29 protein-coding genes and 1 pseudogene are annotated in these 25,376 nt (G+C 59.0%); 17 read left to right on the top strand and 13 right to left on the bottom strand.

All coding sequences use genetic code 11. The features are described from left to right. Positions 1–182: 182 nt before the first annotated feature. Both ACWGZX_RS07420 and def read left to right on the top strand, forming a co-directional pair. The gene (locus tag ACWGZX_RS07420; protein WP_452627863.1) at positions 183–1,142 is read left to right on the top strand and encodes a YihY/virulence factor BrkB family protein; all 960 of its coding nucleotides are present in this window, start codon (positions 183–185) and stop codon (positions 1,140–1,142) included. Next, positions 1,139–1,678, top strand: coding sequence for a peptide deformylase (gene def / locus ACWGZX_RS07415; RefSeq protein ID WP_452627862.1), 540 nt, complete (start codon positions 1,139–1,141; stop codon positions 1,676–1,678). Before ACWGZX_RS07420 ends, def begins: the two co-directional genes overlap by 4 nt. A gap of 29 nt (positions 1,679–1,707) precedes the next feature. Here the strand turns inward: def and ACWGZX_RS07410 are convergent, their stop codons facing one another. Beyond that, entirely contained in the window at positions 1,708–2,127 is a 420-nt protein-coding gene (locus tag ACWGZX_RS07410) for a GNAT family N-acetyltransferase (protein ID WP_452627861.1), read from the bottom strand. 338 nt (positions 2,128–2,465) lie between these two features. Here ACWGZX_RS07410 and ACWGZX_RS07405 point away from each other — a divergent pair, with 338 nt between their 5' ends. The 4 genes from ACWGZX_RS07405 to ACWGZX_RS07390 all read left to right on the top strand — a co-directional run bounded on the left by ACWGZX_RS07405 (position 2,466) and on the right by ACWGZX_RS07390 (position 6,004). Next, positions 2,466–3,407: a fatty acid desaturase gene (locus ACWGZX_RS07405; protein WP_452627860.1), complete on the top strand. Its 942-nt coding sequence runs from the start codon at positions 2,466–2,468 to the stop codon at positions 3,405–3,407. Positions 3,408–3,551: 144 nt separating this feature from the next. Beyond that, the gene (locus ACWGZX_RS07400) at positions 3,552–4,343 is read left to right on the top strand and encodes a phosphate/phosphite/phosphonate ABC transporter substrate-binding protein (protein WP_452627859.1); all 792 of its coding nucleotides are present in this window, start codon (positions 3,552–3,554) and stop codon (positions 4,341–4,343) included. 117 nt (positions 4,344–4,460) lie between these two features. Further along, complete coding sequence (locus ACWGZX_RS07395) at positions 4,461–4,994, top strand: sigma-70 family RNA polymerase sigma factor (RefSeq protein WP_452627858.1); 534 nt, start codon at positions 4,461–4,463, stop codon at positions 4,992–4,994. Further along, a complete protein-coding gene (locus ACWGZX_RS07390) occupies positions 4,991–6,004 on the top strand; it encodes an ABC transporter substrate-binding protein (RefSeq protein WP_452627857.1) in 1,014 nt (337 codons plus the stop codon). The genes ACWGZX_RS07395 and ACWGZX_RS07390 overlap by 4 nt, the downstream gene beginning before the upstream one ends. 30 nt (positions 6,005–6,034) lie before the next feature. Here ACWGZX_RS07390 and ACWGZX_RS07385 read toward each other — a convergent pair whose 3' ends face one another. From ACWGZX_RS07385 to gntR, 3 genes and pseudogenes are all read right to left on the bottom strand, one after another. Beyond that, positions 6,035–6,667: a glutathione S-transferase family protein gene (locus tag ACWGZX_RS07385; RefSeq protein ID WP_223519437.1), complete on the bottom strand. Its 633-nt coding sequence runs from the start codon at positions 6,665–6,667 to the stop codon at positions 6,035–6,037. A 2-nt stretch (positions 6,668–6,669) separates the two neighbouring features. Next, positions 6,670–6,771, bottom strand: a pseudogene (locus ACWGZX_RS07380) (chlorhexidine efflux transporter); the annotation flags it as partial. A gap of 77 nt (positions 6,772–6,848) precedes the next feature. Further along, positions 6,849–7,880, bottom strand: a complete 1,032-nt coding sequence (gene gntR, locus ACWGZX_RS07375) for an HTH-type transcriptional regulator GntR (RefSeq protein ID WP_452627856.1) — start codon at positions 7,878–7,880, stop codon at positions 6,849–6,851. A 215-nt stretch (positions 7,881–8,095) separates the two neighbouring features. Between gntR and ACWGZX_RS07370 the strand changes: the two genes are divergently transcribed. Both ACWGZX_RS07370 and ACWGZX_RS07365 read left to right on the top strand, forming a co-directional pair. Next, complete coding sequence (locus ACWGZX_RS07370) at positions 8,096–8,629, top strand: gluconokinase (protein WP_223519441.1); 534 nt, start codon at positions 8,096–8,098, stop codon at positions 8,627–8,629. Between the two features lie 82 nt (positions 8,630–8,711). Next, positions 8,712–10,064, top strand: a complete 1,353-nt coding sequence (locus ACWGZX_RS07365) for a GntP family permease (RefSeq protein WP_452627855.1) — start codon at positions 8,712–8,714, stop codon at positions 10,062–10,064. A 177-nt stretch (positions 10,065–10,241) separates the two neighbouring features. Here the strand turns inward: ACWGZX_RS07365 and alaC are convergent, their stop codons facing one another. Next, the gene (gene alaC, locus ACWGZX_RS07360) at positions 10,242–11,453 is read right to left on the bottom strand and encodes an alanine transaminase (RefSeq protein ID WP_452627854.1); all 1,212 of its coding nucleotides are present in this window, start codon (positions 11,451–11,453) and stop codon (positions 10,242–10,244) included. Positions 11,454–11,592: 139 nt separating this feature from the next. On the opposite strand from alaC, the gene ACWGZX_RS07355 reads away from it, so the two are divergent. The 3 genes from ACWGZX_RS07355 to ACWGZX_RS07345 all read left to right on the top strand — a co-directional run bounded on the left by ACWGZX_RS07355 (position 11,593) and on the right by ACWGZX_RS07345 (position 13,392). Further along, a complete protein-coding gene (locus ACWGZX_RS07355; RefSeq protein ID WP_452627853.1) occupies positions 11,593–12,255 on the top strand; it encodes a LysE family translocator in 663 nt (220 codons plus the stop codon). A gap of 66 nt (positions 12,256–12,321) precedes the next feature. Beyond that, positions 12,322–12,807, top strand: coding sequence for a GyrI-like domain-containing protein (locus ACWGZX_RS07350; protein WP_452627852.1), 486 nt, complete (start codon positions 12,322–12,324; stop codon positions 12,805–12,807). Between the two features lie 96 nt (positions 12,808–12,903). Then, on the top strand, positions 12,904–13,392 hold the full coding sequence (locus ACWGZX_RS07345; RefSeq protein WP_452627851.1) for a GNAT family N-acetyltransferase: 489 nt from the start codon (positions 12,904–12,906) through the stop codon (positions 13,390–13,392). A gap of 135 nt (positions 13,393–13,527) precedes the next feature. Here the strand turns inward: ACWGZX_RS07345 and ACWGZX_RS07340 are convergent, their stop codons facing one another. Further along, positions 13,528–14,013 (bottom strand): GNAT family N-acetyltransferase, encoded by a 486-nt coding sequence (locus tag ACWGZX_RS07340; RefSeq protein WP_452627850.1) that lies wholly within the window; start codon positions 14,011–14,013, stop codon positions 13,528–13,530. 141 nt (positions 14,014–14,154) lie between these two features. On the opposite strand from ACWGZX_RS07340, the gene ACWGZX_RS07335 reads away from it, so the two are divergent. From ACWGZX_RS07335 to ACWGZX_RS07325, 3 genes are all read left to right on the top strand, one after another. Continuing rightward, entirely contained in the window at positions 14,155–14,580 is a 426-nt protein-coding gene (locus tag ACWGZX_RS07335) for a YybH family protein (protein WP_452627849.1), read from the top strand. A 67-nt stretch (positions 14,581–14,647) separates the two neighbouring features. Next, positions 14,648–14,992 (top strand): YciI family protein, encoded by a 345-nt coding sequence (locus ACWGZX_RS07330; RefSeq protein WP_007945386.1) that lies wholly within the window; start codon positions 14,648–14,650, stop codon positions 14,990–14,992. A 125-nt stretch (positions 14,993–15,117) separates the two neighbouring features. Beyond that, positions 15,118–16,353, top strand: coding sequence for an RNA polymerase sigma factor (locus ACWGZX_RS07325; RefSeq protein ID WP_452627848.1), 1,236 nt, complete (start codon positions 15,118–15,120; stop codon positions 16,351–16,353). A gap of 182 nt (positions 16,354–16,535) precedes the next feature. Here ACWGZX_RS07325 and ACWGZX_RS07320 read toward each other — a convergent pair whose 3' ends face one another. Further along, entirely contained in the window at positions 16,536–17,390 is an 855-nt protein-coding gene (locus ACWGZX_RS07320) for a LysR family transcriptional regulator (protein ID WP_452627847.1), read from the bottom strand. 90 nt (positions 17,391–17,480) lie between these two features. On the opposite strand from ACWGZX_RS07320, the gene ACWGZX_RS07315 reads away from it, so the two are divergent. After that, positions 17,481–17,918, top strand: coding sequence for a multidrug/biocide efflux PACE transporter (locus tag ACWGZX_RS07315; protein ID WP_452627846.1), 438 nt, complete (start codon positions 17,481–17,483; stop codon positions 17,916–17,918). Positions 17,919–17,975: 57 nt separating this feature from the next. On the opposite strand, the gene ACWGZX_RS07310 is transcribed toward ACWGZX_RS07315, so the two are convergent. From ACWGZX_RS07310 to ACWGZX_RS07295, 4 genes are all read right to left on the bottom strand, one after another. Continuing rightward, positions 17,976–19,448, bottom strand: a complete 1,473-nt coding sequence (locus tag ACWGZX_RS07310) for an inorganic phosphate transporter (protein WP_452628977.1) — start codon at positions 19,446–19,448, stop codon at positions 17,976–17,978. A 403-nt stretch (positions 19,449–19,851) separates the two neighbouring features. Continuing rightward, positions 19,852–20,874: a transporter gene (locus ACWGZX_RS07305; RefSeq protein ID WP_452627845.1), complete on the bottom strand. Its 1,023-nt coding sequence runs from the start codon at positions 20,872–20,874 to the stop codon at positions 19,852–19,854. Positions 20,875–21,090: 216 nt separating this feature from the next. Further along, positions 21,091–21,396, bottom strand: a complete 306-nt coding sequence (locus ACWGZX_RS07300; protein ID WP_452627844.1) for a PepSY domain-containing protein — start codon at positions 21,394–21,396, stop codon at positions 21,091–21,093. Between the two features lie 184 nt (positions 21,397–21,580). Further along, positions 21,581–22,708 carry a glycerophosphodiester phosphodiesterase gene (locus ACWGZX_RS07295; RefSeq protein ID WP_452627843.1) on the bottom strand — a complete coding sequence of 376 codons (1,128 nt, stop codon included), beginning with the start codon at positions 22,706–22,708 and terminating at the stop codon, positions 21,581–21,583. Positions 22,709–22,944: 236 nt separating this feature from the next. Here ACWGZX_RS07295 and ACWGZX_RS07290 point away from each other — a divergent pair, with 236 nt between their 5' ends. Beyond that, entirely contained in the window at positions 22,945–23,271 is a 327-nt protein-coding gene (locus ACWGZX_RS07290; RefSeq protein ID WP_452627842.1) for a DUF2025 family protein, read from the top strand. Positions 23,272–23,398: 127 nt separating this feature from the next. Here the strand turns inward: ACWGZX_RS07290 and ACWGZX_RS07285 are convergent, their stop codons facing one another. Together ACWGZX_RS07285 and ACWGZX_RS07280 are read right to left on the bottom strand one after the other, a co-directional pair. After that, complete coding sequence (locus ACWGZX_RS07285; RefSeq protein WP_452627841.1) at positions 23,399–23,713, bottom strand: antibiotic biosynthesis monooxygenase family protein; 315 nt, start codon at positions 23,711–23,713, stop codon at positions 23,399–23,401. Continuing rightward, a complete protein-coding gene (locus ACWGZX_RS07280) occupies positions 23,710–24,417 on the bottom strand; it encodes a CTP synthase C-terminal region-related (seleno)protein (RefSeq protein WP_452627840.1) in 708 nt (235 codons plus the stop codon). Before ACWGZX_RS07280 ends, ACWGZX_RS07285 begins: the two co-directional genes overlap by 4 nt. A 15-nt stretch (positions 24,418–24,432) precedes the next feature. On the opposite strand from ACWGZX_RS07280, the gene ACWGZX_RS07275 reads away from it, so the two are divergent. After that, positions 24,433–25,374, top strand: a complete 942-nt coding sequence (locus ACWGZX_RS07275) for a LysR family transcriptional regulator (RefSeq protein ID WP_452627839.1) — start codon at positions 24,433–24,435, stop codon at positions 25,372–25,374. Positions 25,375–25,376: the final 2 nt, after the last annotated feature.

Below are 25,376 nucleotides of genomic sequence, written 5' to 3'. Positions count from 1 at the left end.
CAACGCTTGATCTGGCCTTTGACGATGATCAGGAACGGCCATCCACGGATGGCCGTTTTTGTGTCAGCCTGAACTTGAACACGGAAATTGTTTCAAAGTCGCCAAGTAGGCTACTTTGATGTAGAAAACGGCCCCTGAGTCGCCACGACTGACTCCCGATCTTGCGGCGAAAGGAGACGCTAATGATTATCCCGGACATGAAAGGTCTGCCCCTGCACCGTGTGATGATGCGCACGGTCACCGAGTTCATCGACGATGAAATGTCGACCTATGCCTCGGCGCTGGCCTATCAGATGTTGTTCTCGTTGTTTCCCTTCATCCTTTTCCTGATTGCCCTGATCGGTTTCCTGCACTTGCCGGATTTTTTCTCCTGGCTGCGCCTGCAATCGGAACTGGTCTTGCCGCCCCAGGCGCTGGAACAGGTCAACCCGGTGATTGACCAGCTCCAGCAATCCAAGGGGGGGCTGCTCTCGGTGGGTATCGTGATTGCGCTGTATACCGCCTCCGCCGGTGTGCGGCTGATGATGAGCGCGATGAACGCAGCCTACGATGTGGTCGAAGGCCGGCCGGCGTGGAAGCGCTTCCCGCTGTCGATCATCTACACCGTCGGCATCGCCGGGATGCTGTTGATCGCCGCCGCGCTGATGGTGCTCGGCCCGCAGGTGATGGGCTGGATCGCCTCGCAAGTCGGCCTCGAAGACTTCATTGTGACCCTCTGGACCATCATGCGCTGGCCGGTGGTCGTGATTCTGTTGATGGTCGCGGTGGCGCTGATTTATTACGTCATGCCGGACGTCAAACAAGAGTTTCGTTTCATCACGCCGGGGTCGGTGCTGGCGGTGGTGGTGTGGATTCTCGCCTCCGTGGGCTTCGGTCTGTACGTCAAAACGTTCGCCGACTACAACGCCATGTATGGCAGTATCGGTGCGATCATCGTGCTGTTGCTGTACTTCTACATTTCCTCCGCGGTGTTGTTGCTCGGCGCGGAGATGAATGCGGTAATCGAACACATGTCGAGGGAGGGCAAGGACCCCGGCGAAAAGTACCCTGGCGAGCCCGGCCATGACCATCAAAAACACCACGTTTCGGGACTGGGGCGCGATCACTCGGTCCATCCCTCCACTGACGAAGTCATCAAATGATCCGTGAAATTCTGAAAATGGGCGATGAACGCCTGCTGCGCATTGCTCCGCCGGTTCCGGCCGAGATGTTCGACAGCCCCGAGTTGTGGCAGTTGATCGACGACATGTTCCAGACCATGGAAAGCGTCGGTGGCGTTGGCCTGGCTGCGCCGCAGATTGGTGTCGACCTGCAGCTGGTGATCTTCGGTTTTGAGCACAGTGAGCGGTATCCGGACGCCGAAGCGGTGCCGCAAACCATTCTGATCAATCCGCTGATCACGCCGTTGAGCCCGACGCTGGAAGAGGGTTTTGAAGGTTGCCTGTCCGTGCCAGGCCTGCGCGGCGCCGTGGAGCGTTACCAGCAGATTCGTTACGAAGGTGTCGACCCCAAGGGCCAGCCCATCGTGCGCATCGCTTCAGGGTTCCATGCGCGTGTGGTGCAGCATGAATGCGATCACCTGATCGGCCGCTTGTATCCGTCGCGGATTACCGACTTCAGCAAGTTCGGATTTACCGAAGTGATGTTTCCGGACCTTGATCCGACAGCAGACGATTGATCCTGTAGACACCGCCAAATCCTGTGTATTCAGGTTGTGTGGGGCTCCAGCCCCATCGCAATCATCGGCTTGCTGCGCGCATAGCGGCTCAAGCGTTCCACCATGGCATAGGGCATCTGCGGATCGAAGGCAAAGCCGCGACGTTCATAAAAGCCACGCAAATCCGGATGGCAAAACAACCACACCGGAAGGTCGAGGTCATTGACCGCCGCGGCGATCAACGCGCCCGCAACCCCTTGTTCGCGACAGGCCGGATCGACAAACAGCCCTGTCAGCCAATGCCCGCCCGCCACCGGCCGCAAACACAGCGCCGCCACAATCTCATCGCGTCGCGCCACCCATAACCGAGCGTCGCGCACGGCCTTCATCGGCGATTGGTGAGCGCGATAAAATTTGTTCATCAGTGGCCATAACGGCTCGTCGAGCAAGGTGTACTGGGTGTCGGGCATGGGTCTTGACTGTCAGTGTGCAAAGCCTGCGATTATAAAAGAACACGCGCGCAGGGATAGGTGTATACCTGATCTCACATCCCGTATGAGTGGAGTACGCATCATGTCCAAAGGTATGGATTCGAAGAAAGCAGCGAAGAAAAAGCCGGCGAAAACCGCCATCGAAAAGCGCGCGGACAAGAAGGCCAAGAAGGTGGATGTGTTCGGTCATTGATCCCGCGCCAAGGGAGCCCGGCAATCGGGCTCCTGCTGCACGTCTAACGATATAAGCAAATAATCTGCAAGATTTTCCAGGGCTATTGCACAGAAGGGGACTGGTTCCCGATCTGAGCAACGCCATGCCTCATTACTTCGATAGCGCCCACCGAGAAAAAATCGAAACCCTGAGTCAACGCCTGACGGCCCGCACCGAATGGCCAACCTGGCTGTTGTTGGTCGGCGTGTATGGCGGCTGGTTCAGCCTTATCTTGGCGAGTGACCGATTGGGGCTGTGGTGGAGCACTGTGTTGTTGATTCCACTGGTGGTGCTGTGGTTGTCGGTACAGCACGAATTGTTGCACGGTCACCCGACCCGCTGGAGTTCGCTGAACAAAGTCCTCGGCTATGCACCGTTCGCTGTCTGGTATCCCTACACCCTGTATCGCGACAGCCATCTGCTGCATCACCGCGACGAAGACCTGACCCTTCCCGGTCGCGATCCTGAAAGCCGCTACCTGAGCGCCGAGCAGTGGCAGGGCAGTTCGCTGTTCGAGCAGGGCCTGCACTGGCTGAACAAAACCGTCCTCGGTCGTTTTGTTCTCGGCGCACCGCTGGCATTGCTGGCGCTGGCCCGGGAAGAAGGGCAGCGACTGAAAGCTGGCCAGCGACAGGCGTGGCTGATGTGGCTGAGCCACGGTGCACTGACCTTGCTGATGCTGGCGTTCATCGCCCGTTATAGCGTGCTGCCGGTCTGGCATTACCTGTTGCTGATCAGCGTGCCGGCGCTGTCGATTGCGATGATTCGCTCCTACTATGAACATCGCCCGCACGCTGCTCCCGAGCAGCGTACCGTGATCAATGAAGCGGCTTGGCCGTGGCGCTGGCTGTTCCTGAATCTTAATTTTCACCTGGTGCATCATGACTTGCCGGGACTAGCCTGGTACGACTTGCCGCGTGCTTATCGCGCACGCCGTGAGCAATGGATTGAGCGCAGTGGTGGGTTTCTGGTGCGGGGTTATGGGCAGTTGTGGCGCCAGAACGGGGTGAAGGCTATCGACAGCCCACAACATCCGTTCCACTGATTTTTTGGATCAACCCCCCAATCCCCTGTGGGAGCGAGCCTGCTCGCGATAGCGGCCTGACATTCAACATTAATGTCGACTGACACACCCTCATCGCGAGCAGGCTCGCTCCTACAGGGGAAATTTGTCACCGGGAAGATTTTGATGACACAACACATTGCCGAACTGCTGATGTACGTCGCCCCAGAGCCGATCCGCCAGGCCAACGAACGCTGGCTGACGCGCATTCTCGAACGTCTCGGTAGCGAGCGTCTTGATGGCAAAGGCCTGTCACTGACGGACCTTTGGCTGTCCCCGCATCTGCTGCTGACCCAAACCTGCGGCTACCCGCTGATGACGGCATTGCGCGGTCAGGTCCGGGTGGTCGGGCGGCCTCGTTATGAACTGCCGGACAGCAGCGGTGGCAGCCATTGCAGTCTGCTGTTGAGTCGCGCCGATGATCGTCGGCGGACCTTGCCTGACTTTCGCGACAGCCGTGGCGTGATCAATGGCGAAGATTCCAACAGCGGCATGAACCTGCTGCGCCATCGACTGGCGCCGCTGCATCGCAACGGACAATTTTTTGCCAGTGTCGCCATCAGCGGCAGCCATCGTGAAAGCCTGCGCTGGCTGTGTGAAGATCAAGCGGATCTGGCGGCCATCGACAGCGTGACCTTTGCTTATCTGGCGCAACATGCCCGCGAAGAAGTCGCCGGCCTGCACGTCGTCGCCCGCAGCGCGCTCAGTCCGACCTTGCCGTACATCTCAGCCGCCGGGACTTCCATTGAACAGGCTGATCACCTGCGGCAAGTGATGAATCAGACCTTGAGCGAACTGCCCGACGTCGCTGAAATCCTCGGGCTTAAAGAAGTGTTACCCGCCAGCGAAACCGACTATCAGATCGTCCTCGACTATCAGCAGGAAGCGCAAATCCTCGGCTACGGACGCTTACGTTGAAATTTCTAAATCGAATATAAAAATGCTTTTTAAATATTATTAAAGAATAAGGCTCCTTGTTAGGATCGCGCCACCGGATCACCGGACATTCAGCGACCCCTAACCCTTGGAGCATCTATGTCCGGCACCGACCTATCCCATCGCAATCACGTGGGCGGATTGTTTCGCGCTCATTACCCTTGGCTGTGCGCACGCTTGCGCCGGCATTTGGGAGCCAGTGCCAGTGTCGAAGACATCGCCGTCGACACCTTTGTGCAATTACTCGAGTCGCCAAACCTGACACCCATTCGTGAGCCGCGTGCGTTGCTCACCACCATCGCCCGCCGACGGGTTTATGAGCTTTGGCGTCGCGGTAATCTGGAGCGCCAGCACCTCGAACAACCGCTAAAGGCAGGCCTTGCTGGCGGGCCATCGCCTGAAGATTTGTTTCAGTTAACGCAAACCCTGAACAATCTGGACCGCACCCTTGAGGGCTTGCCGAGCAAGGTCAGGGCTACCTTCCTGCTGTCGCGAGTCGATGGTCTCACTTACCCGCAAATTGCTGTCGAACTGGGCATTTCCCAGCGTTCGGTCAGCGTCTACATGACCCGCTCCCAGGCACTGTGCGTCCAGCACAGCGTCAACCAACCCTTGACCCTGAGGTCCGCATGAGATCAATCAAAACCCTGCTCGGCAGTTCGCTGCTGGCGCTTAGCCTGGTGGCCAGCCATGTTCCGGCGGCGGAAAAAACCGCACCTATCCACTTCGGCGACATCACCTGGGAGAGCGGTAGCCTGATCACCGAAATCCTGCGGCTGATTGTCGAGAAAGGTTACGGCTATCCGACCGACACGTTGCCGGGCAGCACCGTCAGCCTCGAAGCGGCGTTGGCCAAGAACGATATTCAAGTGATCGGCGAAGAGTGGGCGGGGCGCAGTCCGGCGTGGGTCAAGGCGTCTGCCGAGGGTAAGGTGTTTGGGTTGGGCGACACGGTCAAAGGCGCCACCGAAGGGTGGTGGGTGCCGGAATACGTGATCAAGGGCGACCCGGAGCGTGGCATCAAGCCGCTGGCCCCGGAGTTGAAGTCTGTCGCTGATCTGGCGAAGTACAAGGACGTGTTCCGAGACCCGGAAGACCCGAGCCGCGGCCGCTTCCTCAACAGCCCCACCGGCTGGACATCGGAGATCGTTAACAGTCAGAAACTCAAGGCTTACGATCTGACCGCCAGCTACGTCAATTTCCGCACCGGTTCCGGCGCGGCACTGGATGCCGAGGTCGCTTCATCGATCCGCCGTGGCAAACCGGTGCTGTTCTACTACTGGTCGCCAACGCCGCTGCTGGGTCGTTTCAAACTGGTGAAACTTGAAGAGCCGCCATTCGACGCTGAGGCCTGGAAAACCCTGGCCGATGCGAACAACCCGAACCCCAAGGGCTCGCGCTCGATGCCGGCCAGTCTGGCCATTGGCGTGTCTGCGCCGTTCAAGGAGCAGTACCCGGACCTCGTGGCGTTCTTTGAAAAAGTCGATTTGCCGATCGATCTGCTGAACCAGACGCTGGGGCAGATGAGCGAAAAACGTCTGCAACCGCGTGACGTGGCTCAGGTGTTTTTACGGGAGCAGCCGCAGGTGTGGAAGGCTTGGGTGCCGGGGGAGGTGGCTACCAAGGTGAGTGCGAGCTTGTAATTTGTCGGCACCTGTTACACCGCCGCGCAGTCATGCCAGGCCGTTACAGCCGTGTTTGAGGAAGCCAGGGCGTTGTGCCAGGCGTTGGAAATATTCGTCGATGGCGGGGAAGTCCGGCCGCTCCATCGGGGTCATCAGCCAGCGGTTGACGGACAGCCCGACGACAATGTCGGCCAGCGTAAAGTGAGGCCCGGCGACATAGGCTTTGGTGGTTGCGAGTTGATGTTCGAGGATGGCCATTTTCTGGTTCCAGCCGCGTATGCCGACAGCAATCCGATGCTCGTCCTGAAACTCCGGGTCCTTGCGCACCAACGCAGTAAACGCATAACTCCAGGAGGGATTGAGCTCGGTGGCTTGCCAATCCATCCACTGTTCCACCCGTGCACGCGCTGCCGGTTCGTGCGGCAGCAGATCAGTGTTTTGGTGTTTGCCGGCCAAGTAGCGGCAGATGGTATTGGACTCCCACAACACGCCGGCGTCATCAATGATCACTGGCACCTGCGCATTGGGGTTGAGCCTGAGAAACTCCGGTGCATGGGTTGATGCATATCCACTGCCCCAGTCCTCGCGTTCGTAGGGAACGTCCAGTTCCTCACAGGTCCACAGGACTTTTCTGACGTTGATGGACGACGCTTTGCCGAGAATTTTCAGTGCATGTGTCATTGAGTTATATCCATCCACCAAGCGATCAACAGGATGAGGAACAGTATCAAGGTTAGTTGAAAACCCAAGGCATGGGCGATGCGCCGCTTGACGGAAGGTGGTCTGACAGCCACATCATTCGTTTAATGACACACCACTTTCGTCGGAACGCCGCCCGGAGCCGGCTCGCTCCCACAGTGGGTCAGGTGCTTTCCCGGATTTTCAGTTCAAACCCCATGTCCTGCACCGGCTTCGCCACCGCATTCCCCGCCAGCAACGTCAACATCAACTCCGCCGAACGCCGGCCAATCGCCTCGCGCGGGGTGTTGATGCTGCTCAGGCGCGGCACCATGTGCGCCGAGGCGGGCAAGTCGTTGAAGCCGAGGATGGCGACTTGTTCGGGGATTTTGATCCCGCAGCGCATGGCTTCGAGCAGTGCGCCCTGGGCCAGGTCGTCGTTGCCGAAAAAGATCGCATCGACATCGGGGTGAGTGGCCAGCAGTTGTAGAAACAGTTCGCCGCCCAATCCCACGGAGGAGGCGCGCGGGGTCAGCACTTCAAGGTCCGGGTCATACAAACCGGCCTTTTGCAGGGCTTTGCGAAACCCTTCACCGCGCAGCAGGGTGCGCTGGTCCAGTTGCGCGCCGATGTAGGCCAGGCGCTTGCGACCGCGTGACAGTAAATGTTCAGCCGCTGTTTCGCCGGCGGCCAATTGCGAGAAGCCCACGCAATTCACGCCTGCCGCACTGTCCAGTTCCATCATGTACACACACGGGATGTTGCTCGCCTCGATCATCCGCCGTGAGCTTTCCGTGCGGTCGAAACCGGTCAGCAGCAAACCGCGAGGCTGGTACGCCATGTAATTGCGCAACAGGTTTTCTTCTTCATCGCGCGAGTAGTGGAAGTTGCCGATCAGCACTTCGAAACCCTTGGGACGAAGCACCTGATGAATGGCTTCCAGCGTTTCGATGAACAACAAGTTGGACAGCGACGGCACCAGCACCACCACCGAATGGCTCTGCGCCGAGGCCAACGCGCGGGCGGCGGGGTTGACCACATAGTTGAGTTCAAGCGCGGCTTTCTGGACTTTTTCCACCAGTTCCGTGGCCACGGTGCTGACACCGCGCAGGGCGCGAGAGGCGGTGATCGGGCTGACACCGGCCAGGCGTGCAACTTCGTTCAACGTAGGGCGGCCAGTGGTACGTGTATTTTTATCGTTTTTAGGAGAGGTCATCGGGCTGCTTGCCAAACAAAATTCAAGGCACTAAGGTAGCGCTGTCCCGAAGCAGCTGCAAATGCGTAAGCGAGTTTTGCCTGAACCTCGCTTTTCGGCATCGGGAACGAACATGCTGCAACCCACAAAAATGACAAGAAGGCGTCGGCAACTTCTACTTTTGATCTAGTGTCACAGCTGGCAAAGGTAGCGCTGTCTGCGCGCTGAGGTGTTACATGAATCATCCCATCACCGCCCTGGTCATCATGGGCGTTGCCGGTTGCGGCAAGACATGCGTCAGCGAGGCCTTGTGCCAGCTCAGCGGCGCCACTGCCATTGAAGGCGATACTTTCCACCCTGCCGCCAATATCGAAAAGATGAGCGCGGGTATCCCCCTGAACGACCAAGACCGTGCCGGCTGGCTCGACAGCCTGTGCGACGAATTGCGCCGCGTCGACGCCATGGGCGAACGCCCGGTGCTGACGTGCTCGGCCCTCAAACACAGCTATCGCGAAGTGCTGCGCAGCGCCTTGCCGGGCCTGGGCTTCGTGTTCCTTGAACTGACCCCTGAAGTTGCCGCCGAGCGTGTGTCGCATCGACCGGGCCACTTCATGCCATCGACCCTGATCGACAGCCAGTTCGCCACGCTCGAATCCCCCGTTGGCGAGCCGTTGACCCTGGCTCTGGATGCATCGACCTTCAGCGTCGAGCAACTGGCATCGCAGGCGCATATCTGGTGGCAGGCTCACGGCCTGAAACGCGCCGTATGAGTTTTTCCGAAAAAGATAGCGCTGTCCTGATGGCTTTCGAATTACCCGCTTTAATAACAACAACAACCAGGAGACACCCCTAATGTTTGGCATGTCCCACGAGACGTTCCTGCTGCTCGATGCAGTGGTCACGGTGATCGGGCTTATCGTCCTGATCACCAAGTTCAAGTTCCATCCGTTTATTGCCCTGATCATTGCTGCAGCCTTTCTCGGGCTGACCTCCGGCATGCCAGTCGGTACCATCATCAAGGCGTTCCAGGACGGCTTCGGCGGGGTGCTCGGTTTTGTCGGGATCATCCTGGCGCTGGGCACCATGCTCGGCAAAATGATGGCCGAGTCGGGTGGGGCGGATCAGATTGCCCAGACCCTGATTCGCGCGTTCGGCAAGGATAAAGTGCAGTGGGCGATGATGTTCGCGGCCTTCCTGGTCGGTATTCCGCTGTTCTTCGAAATTGGCTTTGTGCTGCTGATTCCGCTGGTGTTCATCGTGGCGCGCCGCACTGGCGTGTCGATCATCAAGATCGGTATCCCGCTGCTGGCCGGTTTGTCCGCCGTACACGGTCTGGTTCCGCCGCACCCGGGTCCTTTGCTGGCCATCGGCGTGTTTGGTGCCGACATCGGTAAAACCATTCTGTACGGTCTGATTGTCGCGCTGCCAACGGCCATTATTGCCGGCCCGATCTTCGGTACGTTCATTGCCAAGTACATCCCAGGTCACCCTAATCAGGAACTGGTGGATCAACTGGCGCACGAGCCTGAAACGGCGACCCTGCCAAGCTTCAGTATCACGCTGATCACTGTGCTGCTGCCGGTGCTCCTGATGTTGCTCAAAACCTTTGCCGACGTGGTGCTGCCTGAAGGCAATTTCGCACGCGCCTTCATGGACCTGATCGGTCACCCGATCGCAGCGTTGCTGTTGGCACTGCTGCTGTCGCTGTACACCTTCGGTCACCGTCAGGGCGTCGATTCGAAAACCATTCTGAAATGGCTCGATGCGAGCCTTGCGCCGACTGCCGCGATCATTCTGATCATTGGTGCCGGTGGTGGCTTCAAGCAGATGCTGGTGACCAGCGGTGTGGGTGACGTGATCGGCCACATGGCGGTGAACGCACAGATCTCGCCGATTCTGTTGGCGTGGCTGGTGGCAGCGGTGATTCGCGTGGCAACCGGTTCGGCCACTGTGGCGACCATTACCGGCGCGGGCATTGTGGTGCCGGTGGTGGGGATGATTCCGGGTGTTAACCGTGAGCTGCTGGTGTTGGCCACCGGTGCCGGTTCGTTGGTCCTGTCTCACGTCAACGACGCGGGTTTCTGGCTGGTGAAGCAGTACTTCAACATGACCGTGGCGGAAACCTTCAAGACCTGGACCGCGATGGAAACCATCCTGTCCGTGGTTGCGCTGGGCTTTATCTTGCTGCTGTCGATGTTCGTATAAGCAACACCGCAAAACACAGGTGGTGACACAGCTTTTGTGATCGCCACCAAACAAATGTGGGAGCGGGCTTTTGTAGGAGCCGGGCTTGCCCGCGATGGCATCGACTCGGTCTGACGGTAAACCGAGTTGTCTGCATCGCGGGCAAGCCCTGCTCCTACAAAGGCTTTGTGTCAGTTATCAGGATTTGGTGGCTAACCCATCCGCCCTGAACATCCCGCGAATCCCGCGCACGGCCTGACGAATCCGGTCCTGGTTTTCGATCAGCGCGAAGCGCACGTGATCATCCCCGTACTCACCAAAGCCCACGCCCGGCGAGACGCAGACCTTGGCCTCGGCCAGCAGTTTCTTGGCGAATTCCAGCGAGCCCAAGTGTGCATAAGCCTCGGGGATCTTGGCCCAGACATACATCGACGCCTTCGGGTTTTCGACCATCCAGCCCAGTTCATGCAGGCCTTTGACCAGCACGTTGCGCCGCTGGCGATACTGTTCGGCGATGTCTTTGACGCATTGCTGATCGCCTTCCAGCGCCGCAATCGCTGCGACCTGCAGCGGAGTGAAGGTGCCGTAGTCGTGGTAACTCTTGATCCGTGCCAGGGCATTGACCAGTTCCGGGTTGCCGACCATGAAGCCGATCCGCCAACCCGCCATGTTGTAGCTCTTGGACAGGGTGAAAAACTCCACCGCAATGTCCTTGGCGCCCGGCACCTGCATGATCGACGGGGCTTTCCAGCCGTCGTAGACAATGTCGGCGTAAGCCAGGTCGTGCACCACCAGCACGTCGTACTGTTTGGCGAGGGCGATCACACGCTCGAAGAAATCCAGTTCCACGCACTGCGCGGTGGGGTTGGACGGGAAGCCGAGGATCATCATTTTCGGTTTCGGGATCGAGCCGCGAATCGCCCGTTCCAGTTCGGCGAAGAAATCCACCCCCGGAATCAGCGGTACCGAGCGCACCTGGGCGCCGGCAATCACGGCACCGTAGATGTGAATCGGATAACTCGGGTTCGGTACCAGCACGGTATCGCCCTGATCCAGGGTCGCCAGCATCAAATGCGCCAGGCCTTCCTTGGAGCCAATGGTGACAATGGCTTCGGTTTCCGGGTCGATGTCGACCTCGTAGCGATCTTTGTACCAATTGGAAATCGCCCGGCGCAGACGCGGAATGCCTTTGGACGTCGAGTAACCGTGGGTGTCTTCGCGCTGGGCGACGGTCACCAGTTTTTCGACGATGTGCGGCGGAGTCGGGCCGTCAGGGTTGCCCATGCTCAAGTCGATGATGTCTTCGCCACGACGACGGGCGGCCATCTTCAGCTCGGCAGTGATGTTGAAAACGTAAGGGGGGAGTCGATCTATGCGCGCAAAGCGGCGCGGCGAACCTTGTTCGGCCATTGTTGCCTCGAATAACGTAAGCGCCCGGAACCGTCCGAGCGACGCTGGCCACTGCGGTGGCCTGTTGCGGAAGATAAGGGCAGTCGTGGCACACTGTCCAGCGAGTATGTAAACAAATTTTTCCGAAGGAAATCGGTTGATGGAATTTAGCAGCGGCTTCTTGCTGAGCCTTTCGTTGTGCCTGGATATCGGCGTGGCCAATATCGCGATGATCACTCTGGCCATGCAACGCGGCTATTTCCAAGGCTTTGCGTTGGGGTTGGGCACCTGTGTCGGCGACCTGATCTACGCGGTGCTGGCGCTGGCGGGCATGACCGTTTTGCTGCAATACGAAACCGTACGCTGGGTCCTGTGGATTGGCGGTTCAGCGTTACTGGTGTATTTCGCGGCGAAGATGATCTATTCGGCGATTCACCACGAAGCGGTATTGGCGCAAGCCGACGAGGTGGTGCAGAACTCCCATCGTAAAGAATTTTTCCGCGGGATTTTCCTCGCCATGTCCTCGCCCAGCGCCATTCTTTGGTTCGCAGCTGTGGGCGGTACGCTGATCGCCCGTTCTGGCGGCGGTGGTGCCCTCAGTTCGGCGCTGTTTCTCGGCGGATTCCTCTGCGCCGGTTTGCTCTGGAGCGCGGGTTTGTGCTTTGCGGCGAGCCACGGCGGCAAGTTGCTGGGCGACAAACTGCTACGTTATTCCTATATGGCATCGGCGGCGATCTTCTGCTATTTCGCGGTCTACGTGATCCTATCGGGTTACAACGAGTTTGTTGGTGCGGTGGCCGTCGAACAGTTGCACGCCCTGTAACTGGGCGAATCGGGTTTGGCTTCTATACTCCCAGCCGTACCCATTTTTAAGCTCAGGAGATGAGTCATGGATGAGCAAACAGGCGCCGAAGTAATGGAACCACGCTTCGAACACGGACACTTTCTGCTGATTGCAGGGTTTGGTGGACAATTTACCCAACAGACCACCGCAGGCATTCCCTCGCTCTGGGAAAAATTCAATCCGCACATCGGCAATATTCCCGGGCAAAAAGGCGAAGTGACCTACGGGGTCTGCTGCAATTTCGACGGCAAGGGTGGCTTCGATTACATCGCCGGCGTCGAGATCAGTAAGCTCGACGATTTGCCAGAAACCTACCGCTGGGTCGAGGTCCAGCCTCAGCAGTATGTGGTGTTCGAACACAAAGGACCGCTGGAGTCCTTGCCGCAGACCTTCCAGTACATCCATGGCACGTGGTTGCCGCAGTCCGGGCACGAACTGTTGGACGCTCCGGAATTCGAACGTTACAGCGAAGATTTCAACCCGAAGCTCAACACCGGCAAGCTGGAAATCTGGCTGCCAATCAAAGGCTGAACACTTGCATCGAGAGACGGATCGGTGATTCGTCTCTCGATGTCGTGTGGAGGCTGATTTATGATCCTCGGCCTTTCCATCTGATTGCGACCTGCCATGAACACAGTCATCCGCCACGTCACGCCCGCTGATCTGGACCGTTGCTACGCCATCGAAACCGTTGCCTACGAAGGCGACGAAGCCGCCACCCGCGAAAAAATCGCCACCCGTATTGCCACGTGGCCTGAGGGCTTCATCGTGGCTGAAGTCGATGGCGTGGTAGCCGGTTTCATCAATTCCGGTGCGGCGTTTCAAGTGGAAATGTCGGACGAAGCGTTCAAGGAGCTGATCGGCCACGACCCGGCCGGCCCGCATGTGGTGATCATGTCGGTGGTGGTGCACCCGGATTATCAAGGGCAGGGTCAGGCGAAGCGTTTGATGGGCGAGTTCATTGAGCGCATGCGTGCACTGGGCAAGGCCAGCATTCACCTGATGTGCAAGGAGCGGCATATTCCACTGTATGCCGGGTTTGGCTTTGCCTACATCAAACCGTCGGCCTCGGACCATGGCGGGATGGCGTGGCATGAGATGGTGTTGGATTTATAAGTCCGCTAGAGATCCCTTGTAGGAGCGAGCTTGCTAGCGAAGGCGGTGTGTCAGTCAACTATGATGTCGACTGACACACCGCCTTCGCTAGCAAGCTCGCTCCTACATTGGTTTGGCGGTGAGTCAGTAGCTATCTCAGAAAACCAGACCCATTCGCCGCTCATAACCAATCCGCCCCTTGTACGCTTCTCCGCTGTCGACCCAGCCGAACTTTGTGTAAAGCGCGATAGCCGGCTCATTGTCCGCATCCACGGACAATTCCAGCCCCTTTATTTCCGGAAACGCCTGACGCGCCACCTCGGGTAGCGCTTGCAGGCAGGCTTTGCCATACCCTTTGCCTTGAGCGCGTTGGTCGACTTGTAGCGCATGCAGGGTGGCGCTGTGTTCATCGGCCCAGGCCGGCAGCACCGGCGGGCGCTTGAGCAGCAGGAAAGCCACGGGAACGTCCTCGACCAGCAGCGCAAATCCTTTGACACCGGGGCCGGGTTTGGACAACAGGGAGTGCAACGCTCCGTGAATGTCGCCGCTGAATTTTATTTGTTCTTTGTGAACTTCGATGGCCTCGACCTGCTGGCGCTGGCGCGTGTTCAGGCTTTCATAAGGCACGAGTCGGGTAATCACTGGAGTGTCCTTTTTCCAACACGAATGAGCCTCGGATTCTAGCGAGTTTGCGTCGATGGATTATTTTTATTTCGGTTGTCGATTTGGTTTTTTGCCGAACGACTAAGGGTGTCTTCACAACAAAAACCACGGAGAACCACCATGAGCGCCACACACGAAATCCAGACCCTGATCGACACCTATCGCCAGGCCGTCATCTCCAAGGATGTCGACCGAATCATGGCTCTGTATGCCGAGGACATCGTCTCCTACGACGCGGTCAAGGCCTTGCAATTCCGGGGCAAGGCCGCCTACCGCGCGCATTGGCTGGAGTGCATGGAAATGTGCCAGGGCCCGCATAAGTTTGACTTCGACCATATGAACATCGTGGCGGACGAGCACATCGCCTTCGCCCATTGGCTGGCCCATTGCGGTGGCACCAACGACAAGGGCGAAACCCAGGCCTGCTGGATGCGCGTAACCGCCTGCTACCGCCGCGACGCCGGGCAATGGCGCATCGTCCATGAACACTGGTCGGCCCCGTTCGACATGGTCAGCGGTACCACGATCTTCAATCTGGAGCCCTGATCGTCGGGAATTTCGCCAACGCGTCAATCTGCAGCCATAGTTGATTCGTTCGATTCAGGAGAGCCACATGAAATACCTATGCCTGGTCTACAGCAACGAGCACACCTTGCACTCGCTGCCCGAGAGCCCGAACGACGCCGAGTGCATGGCCTACGCTGAGTCGATTCAGAGTGGTGGCCGCATGCTCGCGGCCGAGGCGCTGGAGTCGGTGCAGACCGCCACCACCGTGCGCATGCGTAACGGCAAGATGTCGATCACCGACGGCCCGTTTGCCGAAACCAAGGAGCAATTGGCCGGCTTCTACCTGATCGATGCCAGGGACCTCAATGAAGCGCTCCAGGTCGCCGGCAACATCCCGGCGGCCCGCGTCGGCTGTGTCGAGGTGCGTCCCGTTCGCCAGTTGAATGCTTGAAATACAACGACCAAAAAGGGGGCCTGCATGAGTCCGCAATCGGCTGAAAGAAAGACTGCCGAATTCCAGTTATCCATCAGTCGCTTGATCGAGGAAACACTGGTCACCGAAGGCATGCCGCACTGATGCCTGGCGCCTCGGTGCAGGCCCGGGTCGAGCAGGTTTACCGCGAAGACTCGCGGCGGATTCTCGCGACGCTGATTCGTTTGCTCGGCGATTTTGACCTCGCCGAAGAGGCCCTGCACGAGGCCTTTTTTGTTGCGGTGGAGCGTTGGCAGCGTGACGGCGTGCCGGATAATCCGCGCACCTGGCTGGTATCCACCGGGCGCTTCAAGGCGATTGATGTGTTGCGCCGGCGCGCGCGATTTGCCGCGTCCCGGCCGCTGCTGATTGCGCAGGCCGAGGCGCTGGAACAGGTCGAATGGAGTGAAGAAGACGTGGAAGACGATCGCCTGCGCCTGATCTTCACCTGCTGTCACCCGGCACTCGCAGCGGACGCACAAGTGCCACTGACCTTGCGCGAAGTCTGCGACCTGACTACTGAAGAAATCGCCCGGGCATTTCTCTCGGCGCCCGCCACCATCGCTCAGCGCATCGTGCGGGCGAAGGCGAAAATTCGTGATGCGAAAATCCCTTATCAAGTGCCGACACTGGCGGAATTACCCGAGCGTCTCGACAGCGTGTTGCGGGTGATTTACCTGGTGTTCAACGAAGGTTACTCGGCGTCCATCGGTGCTGAAGTGACGCGTGAAGATTTGACGCGCGAGGCGATTCGGCTGGGGCGGTTATTGATGGACTTGTTGCCGGAATCGGAGGTGATAGGGCTGCTGGCGTTGATGCTGCTGCACGAGTCGCGACGCCTGGCCCGGACGTCACCTGACGGTGAATTGATTGTGCTGGATGAGCAGGACCGTTCGTTGTGGGACGCCGGGATGATTGCCGAAGGGTGTGCGCTGGTGGAATCAGCGCTGACCACCGGACAGTTCGGGCCGTATGGCCTGCAAGCGGCGATTGCGGCCGTGCATGCCGAAGCGCCCTCGGCGGCGGAAACGGACTGGCAGCAGATCGTCGGTTTGTATGACGTGCTGCTGGCGGCAGTGCCTTCGCCGGTGATCGAGTTGAATCGCGCGGCGGCGATCTCCCGAAGGGATGGGCCGTTGGCGGGGCTGACGTTGGTTGAGGCGATTTTGAATCGAGGCGAATTGCAGGATTACCACTTGGCCCACTCGGCGCGGGCAGAGTTTTGTCGGCAGTTGGGACGGATGGAAGAGGCGCGGGCGGCGTATGAACGGGCGCTGGAGCTGACGCAGCAAGTGCCGGAGCGGCGCTTTCTCGAAGCACGGATCAAGGCTTTGGAGTGATGTGATCTTGCGGGCCTCATCGCGGGCAAGCCCGCTCCCACAGGTTTAGCGCCAATTCTGTGGGAGCGAGCCTGCTCGCGAATGGCAGCACCACTATTCGAGCATCTCCCACAAGTGATCTTCGCCGCGCGACAGATCCAGTGTGGGAGCGAGGCTTGCCCGCGATAAGGGCCGAAGGACCTTCATTCCAGCATCTTGCTCAGCAGCCAACTCCCCGCCGGCCCCGGCGGATGCTGGCGCGACCACAGCGCATCGACAAACACCGGTTTCGGCCAGCCGCGCACCTGAAGTTCCTGCAACGAGCCCTTGCCAAACCGCTCCACCAGCCACCGTGGCAACGGCGCCCAGCCGAATCCGCCCTGGGCCATTTCCAGCAACATCAAATAGCTCGGCGCCGACCAGACGCGACCCTTTGCCCGGCTTTCATACGGATTGACGATGGTTGCCAGACGCAGTTCACGGTGCTGTTGCAGCACGTCCTGATCGATATGATCGAATGTCGCCAATGGATGCGCAGGGGAGACGAACAGCGCGATGTCCGTGCGTTCGTCGACGGTCGAACTGACCAGATCCGGCGGATAGCTGTCCTGCATTTCAGCGAAAGCCACCTGCGCCCGACCCCGTTGCACCAGTGCAATCAAGTCATCGCACTCGGCAATCAAGCATTCGAGTTCCAGGTCCGGGTAGCGTTGCTCGAACGCGCCGAGCGCGACTTCGAAGCGATCGGATTGATAGGTGTCGGAAATCGCCACGGTCAGTTTTGGCTCGACGCCTTGTGACAGCTGGCTGGCGGTGATTTCCAGCCGACTGGTGGCGGCCAGAATCTCCTCGGCCCGTTGCAGCATCACATGCCCGGCCGGGGTCAGGCTGGGTTTGCGGCTGCTGCGGTCGAACAGGACCAGGTTTAAATCGATCTCCAGACTGGCCACCGCCGCGCTGATGGTCGACTGGCTGCGCCCCAGTTTGCGCGCCGCTGCGGAAAACGAGCCTTGGGTCGCCGCCTGGACAAAGGCCAGCAACACTTCGTGAGAGGCCATGAACTATCGCCTTGATCGATGGTTATTGGTTATGAAGTATCGGTGTGGCGAGGGATCATGGCAACCACAGTCACTCAGAGGAGTCTGGCCATGAGCGTCAACAAATCCATCACTGAACGAATTTTCCAGGCTGTCGGTTTCGAACTGCTGGCCATCCTGATCTGTACCCCGTTGCTGGCCTGGATCATGGACAAACCGATGCTCGACATGGGCGTCGTGACCATGGCCATCGCGGCCCTGGCCCTGGCCTGGAACGTGGTTTTCAACGGCTTGTTCGACCGCGTGCTCAAGCGCTACGAGATGGCTCACACCGCGTGGGTCCGGGTTATCCATGCGTTGCTGTTTGAGGGTGGTCTGGTCGCGGTCGGTGTGCCGCTGATTGCATGGTGGCTGAAGATCGGCCTGTGGGAAGCGTTCCTGCTCGACATCGGTGTGCTGCTGTTTTTCCTGCCGTACACGTACATCTACCACTGGGTATACGACGTGGTGCGGGAGCGGATGGTGACGCGCACTGTTTGCGAAGGATGAACGTGTTGAGCGGGCTGATGATCAGCCCGCGGTTTTCAATTTTCGGTGTCGGGCCGATCAGAACAGTTGGGTGAATAACCAGTACAAGCTGCCCGACAGCAGGATCGCCGCCGGCAAGGTCAGCACCCAGGCCATCAGCAAGTTACGGATGGTCGTCATTTGTAAACCGCCACCGTTGGCAACCATGGTCCCGGCCACGCCCGACGACAACACGTGGGTGGTCGACACCGGCAGGCCGAACATATCCGCCGCGCCAATCGTCAACATGGCCACGGTTTCCGCCGAGGCCCCCTGAGCGTAGGTCAGGTGGGTTTTGCCAATCTTCTCGCCGACCGTCACCACGATGCGCTTCCAGCCCACCATGGTGCCCAAGCCGAGCGCAATCGCCACGGCGATCTTGACCCACAGCGGAATAAACCGCGTGGAGTTATCGATCTGCTGCTTGAACAATTGCAGCTTGGCACTGGTGTCGGCGTCGAAGTTACCGACCTTGTTCTTGTCCATCAGGCGAATGGTTTCGCTGGTCAGGTACATGTCGTTACGCACGTTACCCACGGCCTCGGCCGGCACTTGGGACAGCGAGCCATAACCCTTGACCTGAGCGCCAATGCTGCCGGTGAGGGCGGCGAGCGCCGGCACCAGTTGCGGTGTCGCTTCCTTGCTGCGCACGTAGTCAGACAGCACCGGACGCGGGTCGGCCGGGGCCAGTTGCGGCGCAGCCTTGACCAGCGCTTGCTGGGTCACTTGCGCCACCGCCGCAAATTGCAGCGCCTGGTCGGCCGGCATGGCGCGGTTCAGCGCGTAGGCCATGGGCAGCGTGCCGACCAGAATCAACATGATCAGGCCCATGCCTTTCTGGCCGTCGTTGGAGCCGTGCGCAAACGACACGCCGGTGCAGGTCACAATCAACATGCCGCGAATCCACCACGGTGGCGGGGTGTTGCCTTCGGGGGCCTTGTACAGCGAGCGATTCTTGACGAATGCGCGCAGGGCCAGCAACAGCAAGGCGGCGAAACCAAAACCGACCAGCGGCGAGAGTAGTAACGCATAACCGATCTTGGTTGCCTGTGCCCAGTCCACACCACTGGTGCCGTCACGGCCGTGCATCAGGGCATTGGCCACGCCGACGCCGATGATCGAGCCGATCAGCGTGTGCGAAGACGAGGCCGGCAAGCCCAGCCACCAGGTGCCGAGGTTCCACAGGATCGCGGCGATCAACAGGGCGAAGATCATGGCGAAACCGGCGGAGGAGCCGACTTGCAGAATCAGTTCCACCGGCAACAGGGCGATGATGCCGAAAGCCACCGCGCCGCTGGACAGCAGCACGCCGAGGAAGTTGAAGAACCCGGACCAGGCCACCGCGAAATTCGGCGGCATCGAGTTGGTGTAGATCACCGTTGCCACGGCGTTGGCGGTGTCGTGGAAACCGTTGACGAACTCAAAGCCGAGGGCGATCAGCAGCGCCACGCCCAGCAGCAAATACGGGGTCCAGGTGGTCACCACGGTGCCGATTTCTTTCACGTCGCGCATCAGGCTATAAGCGGTGAACAGCAAGCCGATGGCCAGCACGCCGAAAAAAATCACCAGCGTGAACGCGCTGTGTTTTTTGTCGAGCTGTGGCCTGGCGCTACTGGCGGGTGCCTGAGCTTTGGCGGTGAATGAAGCAGAAGCCATCACGGATAATCCTGAGGAGGGGGGAATGTCAGTGATGGTCGTTCCAATTTGTTACAGGGGGACTGCTCCAAGTCAGGGTTTTTGGTTTTTTGCGAGGCCGCTGATCTGAACCCGGCAGCCTCGGGTTGAAACAGAGCGCATCACCTGTGGGAGCGAGACCGGCTTGCCGGCGATAGCGATGTATCAGGTATGAAGTTGTTGAATGTGACACCGTTATCGCCGGCAAGCCGGTCTCGCTCCCACAGTATTGCAAGTGTGCTCAATAATCCTGGCGCTTACGAAAGGCCCAACGTCCCGCGATCACGGTAAACGTCGCGACCAGCGCCACCAGTATCCAGAACCCTTCCGGGTCACCCGACAGCGGCACCCCGCCGACATTCATGCCAAAGAAACCGGCAATGATATTGATCGGCAACGCCAGCACCGTCACTACTGTCAGGGTGAACAGGGTGCGGTTGCTCTGTTCATTGAGGTTGGCGGCGATTTCTTCCTGCAACAGTTTGATCCGCTCACCCAGCGCCGTGAGGTCGTTGATGATCAATGCAAACTCCTCGGTGGACTTGCGCAGTTCCTTGACGTCCTCCTTTTGCAGCCATTGCGGCGGTCGATTGAGCAGGCGCAGCAACGACCCCGGCTCCAGCGCCAGCAGGCGTTGCAGACGCACCAGCACCCGGCGGTTGGCGCCCAGTTCGGCACGGTTGGTCGACAGCCGCGACGATAGCAACTCATCTTCGATCTGATCGACACTCAGGCTGGTCTTGCGCACGATTTGCGTCAGCACTTCGCCCTGATCGCGCAGCAGATGCACGAGCAACTCCAGCGGCGAGCGAAAACATTCACCGGCCTTCACCGAAGAGCGCAGCTTGTCCACCGAGTGCAGCGGTTGCAGGCGCGCGCTGATGATCAGCCGACTGCGGGCGCACACCCACAGCGTCGAGACATCCGAGGAAATCATGCTGCTGAGGTTGAACACCACATCGTTGACCACCGCCAGCAAGGCCGAATCCACATGCTCGATGCGCGTCGATCGCGAGCCTTCGTGCAACGCTTCGAAAAACTCGTCCGGCAGCTCCAGATGACTTTTCATCCAGCGCTCGCACGCGGCGTGGGCCAGGTTCAAATGCAGCCAGAGGAATTCACCGCTGTCATCCGGTTGTTGCAGGTATTGCAGCGCCCTGGCTGAATCGATCTCCCGACCGCGTTCACCGGGGCGAAAAACGAAACCGTACAGCAGGCCAAACAGGTCCGGGTCGCGATGGCTTTGATCGATGCTGTGGTTCATGAGTGCTCGCAAGGGAGGCGCCTGTCGCGGGTTTTACAGGTTCACTTGAGCGGCATCATTGCAAGGATTTTTGACGGTTTTGTGACAGGTTGATGGCGGCGATACAGCGGCTCTACTGACGGCTGCGTGATCCGCTTGCTCGGGGCTGCCTGTCATGCCCAGAGAGATGCAAAAAAGCCGCACGATTGGTAAATCGTGCGGCTATTGAGGTGTGTATCAAGTGTCCAATTTGTTGCTCAGGACTTTGCCCGTAGTGGCATCGAAGTCCACATCAAATTCTTTGCCGTCCGGGGTGCGCAGTTCCACTTCGTATTCATATCCATTGAAGTGGTTGTCCAGATCCGTGTCGGTGATGGTCGCCCCAGGATGCAGTTTCAGCGCTTCCTTGTTCATTTCTTCCAGTGGCTTGATCGTGCCGCTCTTGACCAGCTCAGGGATCTGATCGACGCGAACATCAGCCTGGGCCAGGCCGGCGGTGAGGGTCAGGGCAGCGGCGGTGAACAGGGCAGTCAGGGTTTTCATGAGGTTCTTTCCTTGGATTGATCTGTTTAAGTGGGGCCAGATTAGCTGGGGCAACTTAATTCATCCTTAATTCCAGAAAGCCATCGCGGGCAAGTCGGATCGCCGCACCGCCGCTCCCACAGGATCTGCGCAGACCCTTTGTGGGAGCGTGGCTTGCCCGCGATGGCCGCGCCACGGTCCCGGATCAGTACCCATTATTCTGCAGCAACTGCGCAACAGTCCCCGCTGCCGGCCGCTTATAAAACTTCAACAACTCACTGGCCCGATTGGTAAAAATACCATCCACCCCAGCCTCCATCACCTTCTGGTAATCCACCGCATCATCAATGGTGTACACATGCACCAACAAACCCTGATCGTGGGTGAATTGGTTCATCCACGGTTTCACCAGATCCGAGTAGCTCTGATCGCCACCCTCGCTCAGCGCGGCGGAAGGGCCGGTGCCGATGGCGCCCTGAGCCTTGGCGTACTCGACCCATTGCTGGAATTCGGCTTTGTCTTTCGGCTCTTGTTTGGCGTAGTAGGTGGCTTTGTCCTTGTCGCCGGACTCGGCGAACGTCACCTTCGATTGCGGCTCAATGCTGCCTTCGCCGACCCACAACAGCAGGATCTTCGGCACTTTCGGCATTTCTTGTTGCAGCAGTTCGAGGCTGCTTTTTTCGAAGGTTTGCAACACCACTTTGCCTTTACCCTGACCAACCGCCAGATCACTCTTCGCCAGTTTCGAACCGGCCGGGCTCAGCCAGCCACGGTCCTGCAACTTGTCCTTGAGGTCGCGCTCGATGCCGGGGAATTGCTTCGGTTCCTTGGTCTCGATGTACAAGCCTGGCTTGTGCAGCGGGTTGCCTTGGGCAATGTCGATGATTTCGTCCAGGGTCAGGATTTTCAGGCCTGCATAGGAAGGACGTGCGCGATCCGGGTAAGCCGTGTTGAACCAACTGCCGGCGTCGAGGGTTTTGAGCTCGGCGATTGTGAATTCGTTGGCCAGGCTGTCCTTGCGATCAGGGAACTTGGTGGCGACGTCCGTGGTGCGTTGCAGGTTGTTGTCGTGCAGGGCAAACAGCACGCCGTCCTTGCTGCGTTGCAGGTCCATCTCCAGATAATCGGCGCCCAGGTCGCGAGCGAGTTTGTAGGCGGCGGCGGTGGATTCCGGTGCATCGAAAGAGGCGCCGCGGTGGGCGATCACCGCCGGGTGCGGAATGCCCAAACGGCTGGCCAGAGCATTCGGGGCGGGTTCGTTGGCGGCCTGTGCCTGGCCGAGGCCGAGCATCAGGCTCAGCAGCAGGGCGCTTTTGATGAAGGTAACCGGCATGTCGAGATCCTTTCGCAGAGAGATTTTCAAAGACGTCTCTTTTAACAACTGAGCGCTACCAGCGCTATCGCCAGACCGACATAAACATGTTTAAAGCATTTTTTTTCAGCGCAGTTGTGCGCTGCTTTGCAGTACTCTTGGCCACGGCAGTTTCCCCGGCAGAGGGAAACCCGTGTCGTTTCCCTTGCGTGTAAACCATCGATCACCGGTCGTTAACGACCTTTTGTGAGGTTTATATGCGCATCACTTCCGAGCTCATCTGCCAGGCCGCCGACCAACTCAACGGCTTTGTCGGCCTCAATCGCAAGACTGGCCATTACATTGTGCGATTCAGCGAAGACTCGTTCGGCATGGACGTGGCCGATGACGGCATCATTCCAGTGAGCGAGTTTGTCTGGGCGCCGGGGCCGGACCAGACCATGACGCTCAAGCGCGAGCTGATTCAGTTGCTGCTGGATCAGAATGTTGATGAGCGGATCAACATTACCGAGCCGTTGCGGGTGTATATGAAGCGGCGGGAAGTGCCGGAGATAGCGGCGGTCAGGAGTCTTGTGCGGGGTTGATGGTTTGGTGGTGACTGTACTGGCCTCTTCGCTGGCAAGCCAGCTCCTACACAGGTTTTGCGGTGCACACAAAACCAATGTAGGAGCTGGCTTGCCAGCGAAGGCGGCCAAAAGGACACCACAACTTTCACAGCTGAAACCGATAATCCCGCTCAACCCTGCAAACCCGCGTATGACACGCCGAATACCAGGTCGAGCGCCCACGCTCACGAATCTCACTGTGCTCGGGATGATGTTTCCACGCCAGAATCGCCGCTTCACTGGCCCAATACGAAACCGTAATCCCGAGCCCATCCTCACCCCGGGCCGATTCCACGCCCAAAAAGCCAGGCTGTTCACGGGCCAGTTCCACCATGCGCGCAGCGGCCTCGGCGTAACCCTGATCACCTTCAGTGCGCAAAGACGTAAAAATCACCGCGTAGTAAGGCGTCGTCGCGATCATGATTTCTGCCTCACGCATGCCTTGATGTAGGCGCGGACCAGCGGCGGCAGAATGCCTTTGAGCGCTACGCGTTCCGGCTGGAATAGCGTGGCGACGAAGAACGGATGACCTTTGAGCTCCACCGCCCGCAAATCCCCCTGCGAATCATGGCCAACGGCGCACAGCTGTTGGGTCAATAACTCACGTGCGAACGCCGGATTCACCCCGAAGCGGCAGCGATATCCTTCGCGTATTTCAGTCGTTTCGTACGCGTTGGCGATCAACGAGTCTTCTATCAGGTGAATGCTGTCGACGGCTTCCACCAGCGAACAGGTCAGCGGTGTCAGAAGTGCACGCGCAGCCTCAGGATGTGTTTCGCCATGTTCGGCATCTTCCCAACCCAAAACATGTCGAGCGAACTCCAATACCGCATGTTGAAACCCGCCACAGGTGCCGAGGAACGGTCGCTGCTGCTCCCGGGCAAAACGGATCGCCCGCAACGCACCGTCCATGTCGCGGTAAGGGCTGGCGGGCACGCACCAGAAACCGTCGAAATCTTGCAGCGGCGTGTCGGCGTTGATTTGGTCTGTGGCCAACCATTGGAATTGCACGTTCAGGTTGAGCTGTTCGGCGGCCATGCCGAGGGCGACGGGAATGGCTTGATGGGCAGTGACTTGAGGGTCGTAGTCACCGATCAGGGCGATGCGGATTACAGTGGTTTCCATGAGTGCTCTCGACGCTTGTTGATTCCTGGTACCCACTATAGATTGGCGTTCACGCAATCAACATTGGCGTTATCCCAAGTGATCAATGCAGCGGTGCACTATCAGCTGGACTATCCCGACCTGGCCCTGATCCTCGCCCTGGTGCGCGGCGGCTCTCTGGCCCGGGCATCGAGCTTGCTGAAAGTCGACGTTTTCACGGTGTTTCGCGCCGTCCGCCGGCTGGAAGCGGCACTGGGTCAGCAACTGTTCGAAAAGAGCCGCGCCGGCTACTTGCCGACTACGCTCGCGCAAACCCTGGCCGAGCAGGCCGAACGCGCGGAACAAGCGCTGGACGCAGCGCGAATTGGTGTGGAGCAGGGCGGGGAAGTCATCAGCGGCACCGTGCGCCTGACTTGTACGGATTCAGTCCTGCAAGGTTTGCTGTTGCCAGCGCTGGCGCAGTTCATGCCGTCCTACCCGGCGCTGACCATTGAGTTGAGCACCTCAAACGACTTCGCCAACCTCAGCCGCCGCGATGCCGACATCGCCTTGCGCCTCACTCGTACACCGCCAGAGCACTTGGTCGGTCGACGTCTGGCGGATATTTCCTATCGGGTGTGTGCCAGCGCGGGGTATCTGAACACTGCTGACTCTGAAGACCTGGCTTCGCTGACCTGGATCGCCCCCGACGATTTTCTCCCCGACCATCCCACCGTCGCCTGGCGGCGTCAGCACTTGCCTGGCGTCACACCGGCCTATCGCTGCAACAGCATGCTGTCGGTGACCGAGCTGGTGCGAGCCGGGTTAGGAGTCGCGGCCTTGCCGGATTTTTTGATCGGCGACACGTTGCAACCGCTGACCGGTCCGTTGCAGGGTTACGACACCGCGCTCTGGTTGCTGACCCGCCCGGACTGCCGCGCGTTGCGCTCGGTGGTGACACTGTTTGATGAGTTGGGACGAGCATTGCGATTGCCCTGAGC

This window comes from Pseudomonas sp. CLCA07 (genome assembly GCF_053615335.1).
The sequence above is the reverse complement of the archived record's forward strand: the minus strand, read 5'-3'. Positions and strand labels throughout refer to the sequence as shown.